The following is a 15,732-nucleotide window of genomic DNA, read 5'->3' as shown; positions in this document are numbered from 1 at the left end:
AATGGGTATTTTATATATAAAAATTCATACTAATCCTATCCAAGAAAAGTTTTTGTGCTTAAATGATGAATGTTTTTAAGGATAAGATTAGTTGATCATTGGTTTAAAAGTCACCCTTCCATTAAATATCAATTTGATATTACACTATTACATAAATTAAATCAAGGATTTGTTTTGATTAACAGCATTGACTTCAACCTAATCTTTTATTTTTTATTGCGAATGTTATGTTTTAATCGCGGTTTCCAAAAATGCGGAGAAGATAAAGGAAAAGATTAAGAAAGTCAAGGTATAGTATCAGCGCGCCGATAATTGCCTCTTTTGTTTCCTCTTCCGTATCTTCGTTTCCGATTATGTTCGTTTCTTTAATCTTTTGCATATCATAGGCTGTTAGCCCAGAGAAAATAACGACTCCAGCGTATGTCGTAATCCAGTATAGGCTGCTGCTTTGGAGAAAGAAATTGACCAGCGTGGCGAGAATAAGTCCGATAAGAGCCATGAAAAGAATAGAGCCCATACGGGACAAGTCCCGTTTGGTTACGTATCCGTATAGAGCAAGCGCGCCGAACATGCCTGCTGTTACAAGAAACGTTAGTACGATGGAAGTAGACGTATAAAGCGCGAACAATAGCGAAAACGTGATGCCGTTCAATGCGGCATAAATGAAGAATAAGAGCATAGCGCTGGTGGCGGACAATTTTTGCACACGCGCCGATAAGTAAAAAACAAGAATAAGCTCCGCAATAAGAATAATGAAAAAGGCGTATGGATGTGCGCTGAAATAAGCGAGTACGTTTTCATTTCCGCTTAACAGATAGGCGACAAGCGCAGTCATCAACAAACCGGCAAACATCCAGGAAAATACTCGTTGTATATACCGCCGCTGTTCCGCGGCAACCGTTGCAAGATTCAATGTTTTTGCCTCCTTTTTTTTTATTTTTAGTCTTTCCTTATTTTACGTTAATTTTGTGCTGTCGGTTGCAAAAAAAAAACAGACCGAATTCCGGAAAGGAAAGACGGTCTGTTGGTGTATGACGCATCATTATTTCGCGTCGTTGTAGCGTTTGCTTACTTCGTCCCAGTTTACAACGTTCCACCAAGCGGAAATGTAATCCGGACGCTTGTTTTGGTACTTCAGATAGTAAGCGTGTTCCCATACATCCAAGCCAAGGATTGGAGTTTTGCCTTCCATCAGCGGATTGTCTTGGTTTGGTGTGCTCGTGATAGCTAGTTTCCCGTTGTCTACAATTAACCAAGCCCAACCGCTTCCGAAACGGCCAGCCGCCGCTTTTGCGAATTCTTCTTTCATTTTTTCGAAGCTTCCGAAAGCCTCGTTGATAGCGTTAGCCAGTTCACCAGTCGGTTCGCCGCCACCGTTCGGGCTCATGATTGCCCAGAACAGGCTATGGTTATAGTGACCGCCGCCATTGTTGCGAACGGCTGTGCGGATGCTTTCTGGTACGTTGCCAATGTTGCGCATTAAATCTTCAATGCTTTTGTTTGCTAATTCTGTATGTCCTTCGAGTGCTGCATTCAGATTGTTCACGTATGTTGCATGGTGTCTATCGTGGTGAATTTCCATCGTTTGCGCGTCAATATGAGGTTCAAGTGCATCAAATGGGTAAGGTAGAGCTGGTAATTCAAATTTTGCCATAATATAACTCCTCCTTTTATGGTTGTATACGGATATGTTTCCAAAATTCATTATATCGTACTTAGATTATAATTCAATACAAAACAGATAAAAATGTATAATAAATATAAGATTGTGTTTTTCTTGCCCTTGCGTTTAGTCATAAATAATGCGTGAACTATGATCCCACGCGCCATGGTCGCCTGATATATCGCCCCGACGTTCAATTTAGAAATAGACATATCGCTTAGCTCATCCGGCTTGCGTCCTACATACATTTCTTCCCCCCCGACTGGCGGCATTTTGTATCGTACAGCCGCAGTTTTTGGTCTCTCTTACTTTTACCGCAATGGCTTTTTTTTAAACACAGCCTGAATATTGAACGAAAATTGTAAGAATTAAGGAATATAAAAGGGTTTTCTTAAAAAAAAATGAATATATTTTTAGTATAAATAAAATGATTGGGGAAGGGGCAATGTGTATGTATCCTTTTGAAGAAGTATTAGCATGGGAAGCAGAAATGAATGACAGTCTCTATCAAGAGAGAAAAATCCTTGCCGCTTATCAATGGATGAAAATGGATTTGAATGATCGCCGGGCCGCTCTTCTTCAGGAAAATACGATCGATGGGATTGCCCTTGACCAGCTAGATCAGGCACTTCTCCATGTCGAAGAATTAATTATGGAACGATATATCATCATTGATGAGAAAGAAAAAGCTGTCGAGCGCATGTATCAGCAATGGCAGCATATACTGCAAAATATGCAATAAAATCTCTGCTTCCCGCTTGTCTACGGCGGGTTTTCTTTTTTGTATGCTTTTTCTATAGTGATAATAGCGACATTTATCAATAGGTGGTGTAAAATAAAAGAAGATGAAAAGCAGGGAGGACGTTGGTGTGCTAATACGGTCGTTTCGTTTAGGAGATTACGCACATATTACTCGCATTTGGGAAGAAACTGGATTGGAGCGAACAGAAACCGAAACGTTAGATGCACTGGCAAAGCAGCTGGCTTGGGATAGTGAATTAGTAATGGTTGCTGAATATGAAGGAGAAGTAGCCGGGGTAATTGTAGGAACCATTGACGGAACGAGAGGATATTTCTACAGATTAGCTGTCAATCCAGCGCTACAAGGACACGGTATTGGGCGCAAGCTGGTCGAGGCGCTGGAAAAAAGATTTAAAGAAAGAGGCGTAACACGAGTATTTATTATGGTAAATCAGGATAATAAGAAAGTCCTTCCTTTTTACAGTTCGCTTGGGTATGAAGTGAAGGAATACATTACTTTATCGAAAAAATTGACGCCCAACAAAGATTCTGAATAAGGGCGTTTGCTTCTTTCGCGCCGAAAATGGGAAAAATGTACGTGAAGGAGCGTTCGTATAGATTACAAGAAAAGGAAGGAGAGCGTGATGACGTCACCCGGAATCCCCATTCGCATCGAAAGCTATAAGCATGACCGGTCGTTTCACCGTTCGTGGGATAAAACGTTACTGCTTCACTTAAGCGATGCGGTTTTAATCGGCGGAAACGATAATGTCCGAGTCACCGAGTCGGACGGGCGGGAATGGCGGACGCGCGAACCGGCGATATGTACGTTTGGTCGCGGACAGTGGTTTAATACAATCGCAATGATTCGGACAGATGGCATTTATTACTACTGTAATATTGGTTCGCCTTTTTCTTTACGCAATGATTTGCTGACGTACATAGACTATGATCTTGATGTGAAAGTTTATCCGGATATGACATATACAATTCTGGATAAAGAGGAGTTCGCGCTTCATAGCCGACGTATGCAGTATCCCCAGGATGTGGTTGACATGGTGTATAAGGGCGTCCAAGAGGTTGTAACATGGATTCAAGAACGCCGAGGCCCTTTTCATCCTGGTTTTGTAGAACGCTGGTATGAACGGTATCTACATTTAAAAAATTAATGAAACTCCTTTTCGCACCGAAAGGGAGTTTTTTATTCGGCAGTTATAGAAAGGGGATGATGAGTTGGGCAGTATAAGAAGATATGTTCGGTTTGTCAAGCCTTACTGGAAGCGCATTGTAATTACGATCGTTGTAGGGATTTTGAAATTCGGCATTCCGTTGATTATGCCGCTGTTGCTAAAGTATGTAGTGGACGATATTTTGCTTTCGCAGGCAGCGCCCGACGATAAAATGAAAAACCTATTCTATGTTATGGTGACTGTCTTTTTTATTTTTACGGTGCTGCGCTGGCCGATCGAATACTGGCGGCAATATTTGGCACAGTCGGTTTCCAATACCGTATTGTACGACATTCGAAACCGGGCATTTGATCATATCCAGAAACTATCTTTGCGCTATTTTCACAATCATCGCGCCGGTGAGGTCATTTCCCGGGTGATTAATGATGTGGAGCAGACTAAAAGCTTTATCGATACCGGCTTGATGAATATTTGGCTTGATCTTGTAACACTGCTTATTGCCTTGGGGATCATGTTTTCCATGGATGGATGGCTTACACTTGTCGCCATTTGTATGTTTCCGCTATACGGCTTTTCGGTCAAATATTTTTATTCTCGTTTGCGCCATCTAACCCGGGTGCGTTCACAGGCGCTGGCGACGTTGCAGGCCCATTTGCACGAACGTGTGCAGGGCATTCCGGTGATTAAAAGTTTTACTCTTGAAGATCATGAACAGAAGCAATTTGATAAACGAAACAGAAATTTTCTGGCGAAAGCTTTAGAGCATACTAGCTGGAATGCGAAAACGTTTGCCGTAGTTAATACGGTGACGGATATTGCACCGCTGCTTGTCATTATGGTAGCGGGTTATCGGGTGATCCAGGGCGAACTGACCGTCGGAGCGCTGGTTGCATTTTATGCGTATCTTGATCGTCTGTACGCGCCATTGCGCCGTCTGGTAAATTCTTCAACAACGCTTACCCAAGCGTTCGCTTCTATGGATCGGGTATTTGAGTTTATGGATGAAAAATATGATGTGACCGATAGCCCGGGCGCACACAAATTGCCGCCTGTGGAGGGAAGGGTTACATTTGAAAATGTGTACTTTCGCTACGCAGAAGACGGGGAGGATGTGCTTAAGGGGATTAATCTTACAGTCGAGCCCGGTGAAACGGTCGCGTTTGTCGGGGCAAGTGGCGGCGGAAAGTCATCATTAATTAGCCTCATTCCGCGTTTTTACGATGTCAGAGAAGGGAGCGTGCGCGTTGACGGTTATGATGTGCGCGATGTGACAATGAGAAGTTTGCGCAGCCAGATAGGAGTCGTGTTACAGGATAATATTTTATTTAGCGATTCGATTCGAGAAAATATTTTGATGGGCAATCCGGAAGCGACAGAAAAAGAAATGGTCGAAGCGGCGAAGGCGGCCAACGCCCATGATTTTATCATAGAATTACCAAATGGATATGATACAGAAATCGGCGAGCGTGGCGTGAAGTTATCGGGCGGACAGAAACAACGGATTGCTATCGCGCGCGTGTTTTTGAAAAATCCGCGGATTCTTATTTTTGACGAGGCGACTTCGGCGCTTGATTTGGAATCTGAGCATTTAATCCAGCAGTCGCTGGAACGGCTCGCGCATAATCGGACAACATTTATTGTCGCGCATCGTTTGTCGACCATTACGCATGCAGACAAAATTGTTCTGATTGAAGATGGACAGATTAAAGAAGAAGGTACACATCAGGAGTTGATGAACAAACAGGGGGCGTATTATAAGCTTTTTACTGTTCAAAACCTGGAAGGAGTGGAAGCGGCAAGCGGAAAATAAGTAGAAATTGCCCCATCTGATATATCGACATCCCGGTGTGGCTGGCAGAAAGAGTGAAGGAGATACTTTTACATGTATCCATTAAAATGATAAATGAACTTATGAAAAGTTATTTTGAATATGATCAAAAGGAAGGAGATTTTTCATGAAAGCATTACTTTTGTTTGCGCATCCAAACAATCAAGATAGCTTTAACTCAGCGATTCGGGATGAAGTTCAGAAAGCCCTGGAATCGAAAGGAGTGGAAACTCGCATCCGGGATTTATACGCGGCGAATTTCCAGCCTGTCTTGACAACTGATGAGATGGCTTTATGGGAGAGAGGGGAAGTGCCTGAAGACATTGTTGAAGAACAGAAGCATATTAAGTGGGCTGACCTCTTGGTTATCATCTATCCGGTTTGGTGGGCAGGGCCTCCGGCTATATTGAAGGGATATTATGACCGCGTGTTAACGAGCGGATTTGCTTACCAGTACACAGAAAATGGGCATGAAAAATTGCTAGGCGCCAAAAAAGCCCTGGTCATCGAAACGGCATCCGCTACAAAAGAATCGCTGCAAAAACGCTCTTTGGATAGTGCATTTAAAGCCGCTGTAGATGTCGGGATTCTTGATTATTGCGGTATTCAAGTAATGGAACATCTGATCTTAGATAATATTCATCATGTATCTGATGATGAACGTAAACAAATGCTGGCCCGTATTAAAGAAACAGTGTCTAAACTCTATATAAATCATAATTGATATATTGACATTCTTCCGTAGTTTGAGGGAAGAAGAAGGGGATGCCCCTTTTTTCCATGCACGTATCTTGGTCATCTCCCTTATCCAATAGATAATGAACCTCCCCCACCTACGCCGGAGGCGTGGAGGAAGGGGACTTCTCGCGTGTTATGTTAAAAAATTTCTTTACAAAAGGTTTAACCACAAACCCATTAAGTTAATGATGGTGTTGTAAAACTAATAATCGCTGAATGGTAAAGGTTAAATTTAATAATGAAGTTTTGCAACACCCTCTACGTGGAAAAAGGACGAGCGGCAACAAACGCTAGCATACGAGTATAAAAGAATTAATTTGCTGGTACTTCGTTTTCTTCATAAATCGCTTCCCATCCGGCCGGAGTCACAAAAATACGGATGCATTTGATTTTCCGGTCCTCGCAAAGCGTAAACCAGTGGCGGGTGTATGCGGGAACGGAAATTAAATCGCCCGGTTCCATAACTATGTCGAAGTAACGTCCGTCTTTGCCTTTCAGCGTGAAAATGCCGTGTCCGTCAACGCAGAAGCGGACTTCGTCATCCGTGTGATGGTGTTCTTCTTTAAATTTGTCGAGCAGCGCATCCAGATTTGGTGTCGCGTCGGACAGAACAACAATGTCTTCCGTTTTATAGCCGCGGCGTGCGCTTAAATCATCAATTTCCGCGCGGAATGCTTCGATAATTTGCTGTTTTTCTTCAGCGGTAAGCGAGTAGTTTTTCTTCAAATTCTCATCCAGACGGTCAACGCTCCACTTTTCGTAAATAACATCCTGTGTACTCAAAAATTCTTTCACTTCGTTGCCTTTTACGATTTGTTGTTTTGTGTCTAAAAATGTGATATAAGCCATTATTTTTCCCTCTCTTCCGAATATTCGTTTTATTGTTTGTAAATTATAGCTGACCGGCGGTTCGGTATGTCAGCGGATTGTGCGGTTGAATAGCATGTTGTTCCGCAAGTTGTACGGCAATATGCTGCACTTGAAGCCATTGCAGATGATAAGCGAACAGAAATTCAAAAGCTTCAAGATGACGTTTGGCTTCAAAATCATTTTTACCCCATGCGTAAATGCCGTGATTGCGGATAAGCACACCTGGTACCTGCGGATTAAGTACGCGTTCCACTTCTTTGGCCAGACGCGGAATATTGGCGTAATTTTCTACGATCGGAATTTGAATTTCTGCGCCTTCTTCCCAGATACCCAATCCTTTAATGAGCTCTTGATTACGCAGCGTCACGTATCCTTGATTACCGTATAGTTCGGATACGATATTGTTGGGAACGGTATGCACATGGAATACGGCACCTATTTCCGGAATATTGCGATAGATTGCTGTGTGAATTTGAGTTTCAGCAGACGGCTTCAGAGTTGTTGCTTCATATGGTTTGCTATTTTCGTCCACCACCAGATAATCGTGCGGGGTGCAGACCGTTTTATCTTTTCCGCTTGCTGTTACCGCAACCAATAACGGGGCGGAACTGATTTTGATAGACAGGTTGCCGCTTGTGCCAGGGAACCAGCCCCTGGCAGCAAACGCGAGCTTTACCTGATCCAACTGTTGAAAGACTTGCTGGCGAATTTCATGAGTGTACGCGCTCATTGTGTAACCTCCGTTCGTCGTATAAGATGATCTAAAGCCTCGATACAGTCGTGGAATGTGGAAAATGTTTTATATTTAATGCCGAGTTCTTGGCATTTTTCAGCGAGATAAGAGCGGGCGATTACGGTGTCTGTGATTTTCGCGCCTTCTAGGTCGGTAATGCTATCTCCGATGACAACCTTGAAATATTTTTCGCTTTTATATTTGCGGATGATCGTTGTCTTGCACATTCCGCAGTCGACGTTGCAGTGTTCGTCACACGGATATGGGTAGATAATCTCTACGTTTTCGCCGGAAAAATTGCTTTTGTTGCAATAAATTGTATCGATTTTTTTTGCATAAGGTGAAAGAAGCGGTTCGATAAAAAAATCAATACCATTGCTTGTTACCAGTAACTTAATATTTTGTTTATGGCAGTAATCGACGAACTCGCCGAAGCCGTCACGGATACGCGCGCGGCTTAGCACAAAGTCCGTAATTTCGCGGCGGAGCGAGCTAGGAACGAGTTGAAATAGGGCGTATACTCCGTTGCGCAAGCTCCGTTTTTTCGCAAAAATGTCGTCTACAATCGGTTTCCACTGCTCTTCAGGGACGAAATGTTGCATAATATTGATGATATTGTCTTTTTCGGTAATCGTACCGTCAAAATCGCAAAAAATAACAATTTGCTTCTCCATATTATGCCCCTCCCCATTTTTCGAGCGCTATGGCAAGCGGCTTGCTTACTTTTGCTCCCTCGGCGAGCGTTTTGCCTTGCACCACCGTGTTGATGGCAGCGCGGAACGCACGTGCTCCATCGGCCGCGCCACCTGGATGGCCATGTATACCCCCGCCCGCGTTTACAATTACATCCATGCCGAAGTCATCATACAGTTTGCCGACCAGTCCTGGATGGATGCCGGCGGATGGCACTGGGAAGGAGGATTTATGAACATCATTGGATATGCGAGCATGTTCCGCGATTGCTAGCGCTTCGCTTTGCTTTAGTGCCACTGAACCGTACGGCGAAGGATACAAAATCATATCCGCTCCGGCGAGCCGCATCAGTTTGCCAAGCAGAAGAGGAGACGCGATTCCGTATTCATCTGATGCGTAGAATGCTCCCGCCATTGCCGGATGTGCCATGAGCGGCACATTAATATCCGGGTCAGCCGCCAAGCGATGTAGAATGTCAAAGCCGTAAGGCAATACGTTTAAGAGTAAACAGTTGGCTCCTTTTTCAATCGCGTATTTTGCTTTGTCCACCAGCTGGTGAACCGGCCCGGTCAGGTTGACCGCGTACAGCACGGTACGCCCGGACGCTTCAATGATGCGGTTGTAAGCGGTCAGACGGTTCGCAAGCGGCGCTTTGTCATCCACGAAGAAAATTTCATCGTCTTTTACTAAATCGACACCGCCCTCAACTTGAGCGGCGAATTGCGTTTCCAGTTCGCCGAGCGGAAGGCCGAGACAAGATTTGAAAATACTCATTAAGAGTGGACGATCATGAACACCTAACAATTCTCGTACACCAGCGATTCCGAATTTCGGTCCGGGGAATTGCTTCAATAGGGAAGGAGGAAAGTCGATATCAAGCAGTTTAATCTTTCCGTCCATAGATAATTTGCCGAAGACAGTTGTTAGCAGTGCCGGAATATCCGGAGTAATATTGCCGACAGGATACCGGATAGAAATGATGCCTTTTTGTAGTCCATTTCGTTCTTCCATAATCGTTACGTTGCCCGTGGTGCCAAGATATGGGGCTAACAATTCCTGGCGGGCAAGCGGCAGGTCGGTCCAACTGCCGACAGTCATGCCAACAGCAATGCTTTCTGCTTTTTTATGTAAATTTTTTGCTTCGATTAAATAACTGACAGTAATATACTCGCTCATCATTTCTTCATCCTTTCTAAGGAAAACAAAAAGCTCTCTTTCTGAAAGAAAGAGAGCGATCCGTTCATACGAATTACAAACTCACGATCTTATCTTTCAGAATGAAACGGTTCATCCTGCAGGAATTAGCACCTTGCTTTTTTCAACGTAAAAGCAGGTTGCCGGGCTTCATTGGGCCAGTCCCTCAGCCTTCTCGTGATAAGATGACTCAATTCAATTGTCTGTGTCTAATAATAATTGTAAATTGTCAGTATGTCAATAGGTTTTATTCTTCTTCCCCCTGGTGGTGACAAAAAGCGTGCACTAGCTTGTTGAGATGTTCAAGTTGGTTGGCGTATTCCAGTATTTCCGCTACCACCGGGAAAAGATGGCGCCACTGTCCGTCGTCTTCTTTTTGCGGTGTGCTTTTTACTTCAGGATATAATGCCATAAATTCATGCAGTAGCAGGTTGTTTTTCTCGATAACTTCTATTGGCAAGTGCCAATCTTCCCGCGGTTTTAAAATCCCGTCGTATGTCATCAGGATATTTTTATGGCATTCTGTCAGCGCCTCCAGCTGGTTTTGAATCAGTGGGAACAAATGGTGACCAGGCTTAAAAGAGGAATAGATATGACGCTCGAATGTACGCAGCATATCCATTTCTTTATATAACACGGTAATCATTTGTTTGAGAATTACCCGTCTTTTTTGGCTGGAGTATGTGACTTTTCTTAGCTTTGTAACTTCCTCCGTGTACAAGTCATAAAGCTGTTCAATGTTCTTAAAGCCTTTTTTAATTTTTTCTTTTTCCTCCCGAAAAGCTTTCTCTTCCATTTCGTTATGAATGAGCGTTCGCATGAGCACGGAGAATTTTTCTCCGGTTTCGGAAATTTCCTTAAACAGTTTTCGCTCATAGTGTGGCGGAATGAAGAGCGCATTGACCAGCGCCGCGGAGAAAATGCCAACAATAGTAAGCAAAAAGCGGTTGCTGGCGAAATACAGATAATTTCCGCTTGACGTTTCCATTACGGCGATAACCGTAAGTACGCTTAAAACCAAGCTGCTTTCCAGTTTCAGATGAAGGTTAATCATGATGACCAGCATGACGACGATTCCAACGATCAAAGGTTCCGCTCCAAGAAAATATGTCGCCGTTACTCCGAGCGCCGCTCCGATGATGTTGGCCTCCATCTGTTCTTTTAGATGTTTCAGCGTGCGGTACACGGTTGGTTGAATGCTTAATGTAGCAGCGATGGCCGCAAAAATGGGAGGTTCTAGGTTGAACCATTGACAGACAAGCAACGCCAGAATAAGAGCGATTGCCGTTTTTAAAATACGTGCTCCGACGCGCATAGTCCCTCCAGATAGTATCTTATGCTAATACTGTATATTACCATGCTTCTTTAAAAAAGCAACAAGAAAAAGCAACCGCCCCTGGGAGGAGGGCGGTTGCCGGTATAGGTGGTAATCACGCTGCACAAATGGGAGTTGCAGGTGAAAATTATGCGTGCAAATCATGTTATTCTGTTGCGATAGATGGGTCGGCCTGCTCTTTCACAGGAGATACCATGATAAAGTGCTGTTCAGCGTTATCAATTAAATTCTGGATGCTGGCGGCTTTATCCTGTTGGCCGCTTGCTTTAAGTTCGGTTATATATTCACCAAGCAGGTAGGCGACATCTTCTTTGCCTTTTGCATCAAGCGGTTTCAAGGAGACTTTAGCCGCTTTAGCAATACGGCGTTCAAGCGCAGCCTGATCAAGCCCCATTTCTGGCTGAACGCGCAGGTATACGACACCACCGGTCATACCGGAGCAAATCCACGGTCCTGGATCGCCCAGTACGATCGCACGTCCGTTTGTCATATATTCAAAGGCGAATCCTTTAATATTAGCTCGCGCGCCAATGCCACCCAAGCGATCGTTAATTGGCTCTTGCAATTCGCCGCCGATGACTACGTCGGCTCCAGAGAGGCGGATGCAGGCGCGTGCGTCCGCATTGCCTTGCACAATATATAGGCCTTTTTGTGCTCCGTAACAGAAGCTTTTGCCTACGGAACCGTTAATAAATTGACGATTCGCGTTCGGCGATTTCATAATTGCGACGCGTCCGCCAAATCCAGTCTTACCGACGCCGTCTTGTGCTCCACCATGCACGCGGATGAAGACGCCTTCCGCATTAAAGGCGGCAAGACCGTTGCCTGGCACGCTTCCTCTATCGAAAGTAAGCGAAACTTCAGGCAAATTCACATAGCTGCCGTCAAGATACGGTTTTACGCGGGCACCGGAATAACGACTGCCGAGCACGCGTTGATCGCTGAGCACGTTCGTAAATGTTTCGTTAATCGGTGCATATGGAGACGCGTATTGATCCGATGCTTCATACGTCTCCGCACCAACGGCCACCAATACTTTCGACTCCACGCGTTCGGATTTTAGAAGTGGGAACGGAGCGCTCGTAAGAAGAGCGGATAGATCCATTTTGTTTAATCCGCGCGTTTGCACAAGTAAATCCGCGCGTCCAACCATATCTTGTAAACGTTCAAAGCCTAGCTCAGCGGTGATGCGTTTTACTTCTTCGCCGAGTGCGGTGAATAGACGCTTCAAGTTATCGACTGCTACGTCGAATATGCGTGGTACGAAGCGGCGCAGTCCGTGTTCTTTTGCTTCTTCCACCGATTCGATTTGCGTAGCGATACCTACATGGCACGTATCAAGATGGCAACCGCGACATGTCGTACATCCGACTGCCAGCATGGCCAGCGTGCCAAAACCGATTCGGTTTGCACCCAGAAGGATCATTTTTACCACATCGTGACCGCTTTTTATTCCGCCATCGGCCCATAATTCGACTTTATCACGCAGTCCTGCTTCGATTAATGCCGTATGGGCAGCTTTGACCCCAATCTCCACTGGAAGCCCTACGTGTTGTAATGCATGCACACGCGCCGCGCCGGTGCCACCATCAAATCCGCTCAATGTAATGTAGTCCGCACCGGCTTTGGCAATACCAACAGAGATCGTTCCGATGTTCGGTACAACGGGAACTTTTACGCACACTTTTGCTTCGCTGTTGGCGGTTTTCAATTCAGTAATGATTTGCGCTAGATCCTCAATCGAATAAATATCGTGGTTATTCGAAGGAGAGATAAGGTCAGAACCCAGTGTCGCGTTACGCGCGGCAGCAACTTTTGCCGTTACTTTTTTGCCCGGTAAATGACCACCTTCGCCTGGCTTTGCGCCTTGACCGATTTTAATTTCAAGCAGGTTGGACGAATTGGCCAGTTCTACATTAACGCCGAAGCGTCCAGATGCCACCTGCATGCCGCGGGTTTTCCGATATTTTCCGAGCATATCTTTGATTTCCCCGCCTTCGCCGTTCAGGCTAATCATATTTAATTGCTCGGCCGCTTCTGCATAAGCGCGGAATGCGACTTCGTTCTGTGAACCGAACGACATTGATGAAATCAGAAATGGCAGGCTGTGATCCCCGATAGAGATATCAACTTGTTCCGGCGATACTTCTTTGTTTGCCTTGGATGTATCGAAGTCAGCCAGATGGCGGATAGACAGCGGATTTTCACGCTCCTGCTCCAATAGTTTGTTGGCAAACTCAGTATAAGGCAGGCTTCCAGATGCCACTTCGCCGATTGACTTCCAGATGCGTGGCCACATATGGAAAATTTTCGCCGGCTTTGCTTGCTCGTTGTTCCAATCTTCATAGCGAGCTTTACTATCAGCTTCGAGTTCTGCGAACGAGGTGCCAGCTTTATCGCTGCCGCAGAAGTTTACGATACCGAGAACTTCGGCGACTTCGCTGTTAAGCCCGATGGAAGAGAAGAGACGAGCGTAGCCGCGGAGCTCATGAATGCCGATGGTGGAGATCACTTTCTCCAAACCTTTGTTTAACGCATGATATAGATTTTCAACGGAATGTTCTCTGTCTTTTAAGAATACCGTTGTGAATAGAAGATATGGCGCTACGGCATCTGCACCCAATCCGAATGCTACCGCCAAATCATGAAGGTTGCGCAGGGCTCCTGAGCGCATAATGATGCTTGCTTGGCGGCGCAAGTTGCCGTTTCCTTTTGCGCCAGCCTCTTTAAGTGCGCGATCTGCTTTAGAGATAACGAGATGCGGATCGATCCAGTAACGTCCGTCCCGGTGCGCCATGCTGTCATCGAATAGCAGGATACGGGCTCCATTTTTCACGGCGTCTACTGCACTTTTTGCAATGCGTTCCAGCGCTTGGGGAATGCTTTCTTCTCGTGTGAAATAAACAGGAAGCACATGTGCGTCCGTACCAAAGTGTTCGAGAAGCTGCTCAAGCGACACAGTATTTAGTTTACCGGCTAATTCCTGTAACGCTTTACCTTCAAAAAGTAAAGGTGATGGAAGTTCTAGCGCAGCGGTTGCTTTGCCTTCCTGTGGGAACAATCCCGGGCGTCCGCCAAGCACAATGCGTGTAGAAAAATGTTCCATTTCTCGTTCGCGATCGATGGCCGGATTGGTTACGACGGCAACACTTTCTTTAATAAAGTCGGTAATATTTTGTCGTGCTTCGGCAATGGCTGCAAGCGGGGCATCGTGGCCGAGAGAGCGGATTGGTTCTGCGCCGCTAGACGCCATTTGCTCCGCCAGTTGAATGTGTTCTCTTTCCCAGCCATAAGCAGCGTATTGTTGATTGGTAACCGTCTCAATATCTTCGTAAGGCGTTTTAGCAGCTTTCACTTGTGAGAAGGAAAGCTGGTTGCGGAATCCGGTGAAGTCCATGCGTTTACTGGAGCGCTCCAACACGATGTTTTGCAGTTCATGGTGTGGAACGACTGTAATTGGTTGACCCGGATTAAGCTGAACGCCGACTTTTTCTCCAGGAGCCAGCGCTTTTGGTTCGCTTACCATTTCATATACCGGTATAACACCTTGCTCGGAGGAGAAGTAAAGCGATGCTTCGCTTTCCACCATCCAGAGCGGGCGCAGACCGAGCGCATCTACGCTGAATACACATTCGTTTGCATAACGAGATACGATGCCCGCCGGCCCCTGTGCATAATGACCCCATGTTTGACGGTAATATACATACAAGTCTTGCAGTTCTGGACGCAAGCTTTTCATTTCGTTAATAATCGGTGGAAAAACCATTTCCATTGCTTCGAACAGTGACAAATCGTAGCGATGTATTAATGTTTCGATAGCGCGGTTCATGTTTTGCGAGTCACTGCCGCCTTCAACCAGATCGACACCGAGCATTTCTCCTTCGTCTTCCAGTTTACGAATCGTATTAATTTCCCCGTTGTGGCCGATGATGGTGAACGGCTGCACGCGGAAGAAATTAGATAGCGTATTGGTTGAATAACGATTGTGTCCCACAGTGACGGACGAAGCGAATTCCGGTTGTTGAATATCTTGAAAGTATTGGGGCAGAATGTTGGCTGCTCCCATTACTTTATAAGAAGCTGAGTGGTTGCTTAGAGAAGCGACATGAACGTTATGTTTTTTCTCGATCGCGATTAAAAGCTCGAACAACTCTTTTTCAATTACATAATTGCCTGTGTATTTGCAGGCAAGCTGCCAGAAGACGGGTTCATCAGCCCGACCGTTCTTACCCAGCACTTCACTGTTGACATTGTTTATTTGTTCGAGTTCAATGACAAGGTTCGCTTTTGTAAACATGCTACGGATATTTTCCATTACGCTATGAACGTTATGCCCTTTTGTCGGAATAAAAATGTGGCCGACAGCAAAAGAGGGAGAGTAGGCCAGTTCAGCAGGCTTTCCAGCATCAGCCAGCTTTTTCGCCCAGAGGTCACGCGGGATGTCGCTTAAAATACCGCATCCGTCGCCTTCACCGTCAATGAAGCCCGAACGATGTTCCATTTTTATAAGACCGTCGATAATTTTGGAAATATTATCGCGGTTAGGTTTTCCGTTCTTTTCAATGATAGCAATGATGCCACAGCTGTCGTGCTCTTCTGCCAGATGATTGCGGAAATTACCGAAATCTGCTCTCTTCATCGTTTCGGTCAGCTAAACTGACCTTCACCTCCTAATAAACAAAATTCTCTCACATTGGAAAGGCGGTTTTTCTTTATATATTTATTGAGCCTTCCAAAAAAATAAAA

At 45.2% G+C, this 15,732-nt stretch carries 14 protein-coding genes and 1 riboswitch; of the genes, 5 read left to right on the top strand and 9 right to left on the bottom strand.

Annotated features, from left to right (window positions below):
- Nucleotides 1-232: 232 nt before the first annotated feature.
- The 3 genes from ACH33_RS15460 to ACH33_RS15450 all read right to left on the bottom strand — a co-directional run bounded on the left by ACH33_RS15460 (nucleotide 233) and on the right by ACH33_RS15450 (nucleotide 1,935).
- Nucleotides 233-913 carry a Bax inhibitor-1/YccA family protein gene (locus ACH33_RS15460; RefSeq protein ID WP_257721574.1) on the bottom strand — a complete coding sequence of 227 codons (681 nt, stop codon included), beginning with the start codon at nucleotides 911-913 and terminating at the stop codon, nucleotides 233-235.
- Nucleotides 914-1,042: 129 nt separating this feature from the next.
- A complete protein-coding gene (locus ACH33_RS15455; RefSeq protein WP_057899804.1) occupies nucleotides 1,043-1,654 on the bottom strand; it encodes a superoxide dismutase in 612 nt (203 codons plus the stop codon).
- A 50-nt stretch (nucleotides 1,655-1,704) separates the two neighbouring features.
- Entirely contained in the window at nucleotides 1,705-1,935 is a 231-nt protein-coding gene (locus ACH33_RS15450) for a hypothetical protein (protein ID WP_162265048.1), read from the bottom strand.
- A gap of 179 nt (nucleotides 1,936-2,114) precedes the next feature.
- Here ACH33_RS15450 and ACH33_RS15445 point away from each other — a divergent pair, with 179 nt between their 5' ends.
- From ACH33_RS15445 to ACH33_RS15425, 5 genes are all read left to right on the top strand, one after another.
- Complete coding sequence (locus ACH33_RS15445; protein WP_057899802.1) at nucleotides 2,115-2,405, top strand: hypothetical protein; 291 nt, start codon at nucleotides 2,115-2,117, stop codon at nucleotides 2,403-2,405.
- 127 nt (nucleotides 2,406-2,532) lie between these two features.
- Nucleotides 2,533-2,961: a GNAT family N-acetyltransferase gene (locus tag ACH33_RS15440; RefSeq protein WP_057900421.1), complete on the top strand. Its 429-nt coding sequence runs from the start codon at nucleotides 2,533-2,535 to the stop codon at nucleotides 2,959-2,961.
- A gap of 87 nt (nucleotides 2,962-3,048) precedes the next feature.
- The gene (locus ACH33_RS15435; protein WP_057899801.1) at nucleotides 3,049-3,573 is read left to right on the top strand and encodes a DUF402 domain-containing protein; all 525 of its coding nucleotides are present in this window, start codon (nucleotides 3,049-3,051) and stop codon (nucleotides 3,571-3,573) included.
- A gap of 64 nt (nucleotides 3,574-3,637) precedes the next feature.
- The gene (locus tag ACH33_RS15430) at nucleotides 3,638-5,404 is read left to right on the top strand and encodes an ABC transporter ATP-binding protein (RefSeq protein WP_057899800.1); all 1,767 of its coding nucleotides are present in this window, start codon (nucleotides 3,638-3,640) and stop codon (nucleotides 5,402-5,404) included.
- Between the two features lie 145 nt (nucleotides 5,405-5,549).
- Nucleotides 5,550-6,146: an NAD(P)H-dependent oxidoreductase gene (locus ACH33_RS15425; protein ID WP_057899799.1), complete on the top strand. Its 597-nt coding sequence runs from the start codon at nucleotides 5,550-5,552 to the stop codon at nucleotides 6,144-6,146.
- A gap of 326 nt (nucleotides 6,147-6,472) precedes the next feature.
- On the opposite strand, the gene ACH33_RS15420 is transcribed toward ACH33_RS15425, so the two are convergent.
- The 6 genes from ACH33_RS15420 to ACH33_RS15395 form a co-directional block, all read right to left on the bottom strand.
- Nucleotides 6,473-7,009 carry a 1,2-dihydroxy-3-keto-5-methylthiopentene dioxygenase gene (locus ACH33_RS15420; protein WP_057899798.1) on the bottom strand — a complete coding sequence of 179 codons (537 nt, stop codon included), beginning with the start codon at nucleotides 7,007-7,009 and terminating at the stop codon, nucleotides 6,473-6,475.
- A gap of 43 nt (nucleotides 7,010-7,052) precedes the next feature.
- Nucleotides 7,053-7,760: a methylthioribulose 1-phosphate dehydratase gene (locus ACH33_RS15415; protein ID WP_057899797.1), complete on the bottom strand. Its 708-nt coding sequence runs from the start codon at nucleotides 7,758-7,760 to the stop codon at nucleotides 7,053-7,055.
- Nucleotides 7,757-8,437 (bottom strand): 2-hydroxy-3-keto-5-methylthiopentenyl-1-phosphate phosphatase, encoded by a 681-nt coding sequence (locus tag ACH33_RS15410; protein ID WP_057899796.1) that lies wholly within the window; start codon nucleotides 8,435-8,437, stop codon nucleotides 7,757-7,759. Before ACH33_RS15410 ends, ACH33_RS15415 begins: the two co-directional genes overlap by 4 nt.
- 1 nt (nucleotide 8,438) lies before the next feature.
- The gene (locus ACH33_RS15405; protein ID WP_057899795.1) at nucleotides 8,439-9,635 is read right to left on the bottom strand and encodes a 2,3-diketo-5-methylthiopentyl-1-phosphate enolase; all 1,197 of its coding nucleotides are present in this window, start codon (nucleotides 9,633-9,635) and stop codon (nucleotides 8,439-8,441) included.
- Between the two features lie 83 nt (nucleotides 9,636-9,718).
- A riboswitch (SAM riboswitch) is annotated at nucleotides 9,719-9,837 on the bottom strand.
- Between the two features lie 60 nt (nucleotides 9,838-9,897).
- Nucleotides 9,898-10,965, bottom strand: coding sequence for an FUSC family protein (locus ACH33_RS15400; protein WP_057899794.1), 1,068 nt, complete (start codon nucleotides 10,963-10,965; stop codon nucleotides 9,898-9,900).
- A 166-nt stretch (nucleotides 10,966-11,131) separates the two neighbouring features.
- The gene (locus ACH33_RS15395) at nucleotides 11,132-15,625 is read right to left on the bottom strand and encodes a glutamate synthase-related protein (RefSeq protein ID WP_057899793.1); all 4,494 of its coding nucleotides are present in this window, start codon (nucleotides 15,623-15,625) and stop codon (nucleotides 11,132-11,134) included.
- Between the last annotated feature and the right edge of the window lie 107 nt (nucleotides 15,626-15,732).

This window comes from Aneurinibacillus sp. XH2 (assembly GCF_001439585.2).
Taxonomy (GTDB): Bacteria; Bacillota; Bacilli; order Aneurinibacillales; family Aneurinibacillaceae; genus Aneurinibacillus; species Aneurinibacillus thermoaerophilus.
The sequence above is the reverse complement of the archived record's forward strand: the minus strand, read 5'-3'. Positions and strand labels throughout refer to the sequence as shown.

What these genes read in the sequence shown, in the direction of transcription:
- ACH33_RS15455 (WP_057899804.1), bottom strand. Translation starts at nt 1,654, where the DNA reads ATGGCAAAATTTGAATTACCAGCTCTACCTTACCCATTTGATGCACTT.
- ACH33_RS15450 (WP_162265048.1), bottom strand. Translation starts at nt 1,935, where the DNA reads ATGCCGCCAGTCGGGGGGGAAGAAATGTATGTAGGACGCAAGCCGGAT.
- ACH33_RS15445 (WP_057899802.1), top strand. Translation starts at nt 2,115, where the DNA reads ATGTATCCTTTTGAAGAAGTATTAGCATGGGAAGCAGAAATGAATGAC.
- ACH33_RS15435 (WP_057899801.1), top strand. Translation starts at nt 3,049, where the DNA reads ATGACGTCACCCGGAATCCCCATTCGCATCGAAAGCTATAAGCATGAC.
- ACH33_RS15425 (WP_057899799.1), top strand. Translation starts at nt 5,550, where the DNA reads ATGAAAGCATTACTTTTGTTTGCGCATCCAAACAATCAAGATAGCTTT.
- ACH33_RS15420 (WP_057899798.1), bottom strand. Translation starts at nt 7,009, where the DNA reads ATGGCTTATATCACATTTTTAGACACAAAACAACAAATCGTAAAAGGC.
- ACH33_RS15415 (WP_057899797.1), bottom strand. Translation starts at nt 7,760, where the DNA reads ATGAGCGCGTACACTCATGAAATTCGCCAGCAAGTCTTTCAACAGTTG.
- ACH33_RS15410 (WP_057899796.1), bottom strand. Translation starts at nt 8,437, where the DNA reads ATGGAGAAGCAAATTGTTATTTTTTGCGATTTTGACGGTACGATTACC.
- ACH33_RS15405 (WP_057899795.1), bottom strand. Translation starts at nt 9,635, where the DNA reads ATGATGAGCGAGTATATTACTGTCAGTTATTTAATCGAAGCAAAAAAT.
- ACH33_RS15400 (WP_057899794.1), bottom strand. Translation starts at nt 10,965, where the DNA reads ATGCGCGTCGGAGCACGTATTTTAAAAACGGCAATCGCTCTTATTCTG.
- ACH33_RS15395 (WP_057899793.1), bottom strand. Translation starts at nt 15,625, where the DNA reads ATGAAGAGAGCAGATTTCGGTAATTTCCGCAATCATCTGGCAGAAGAG.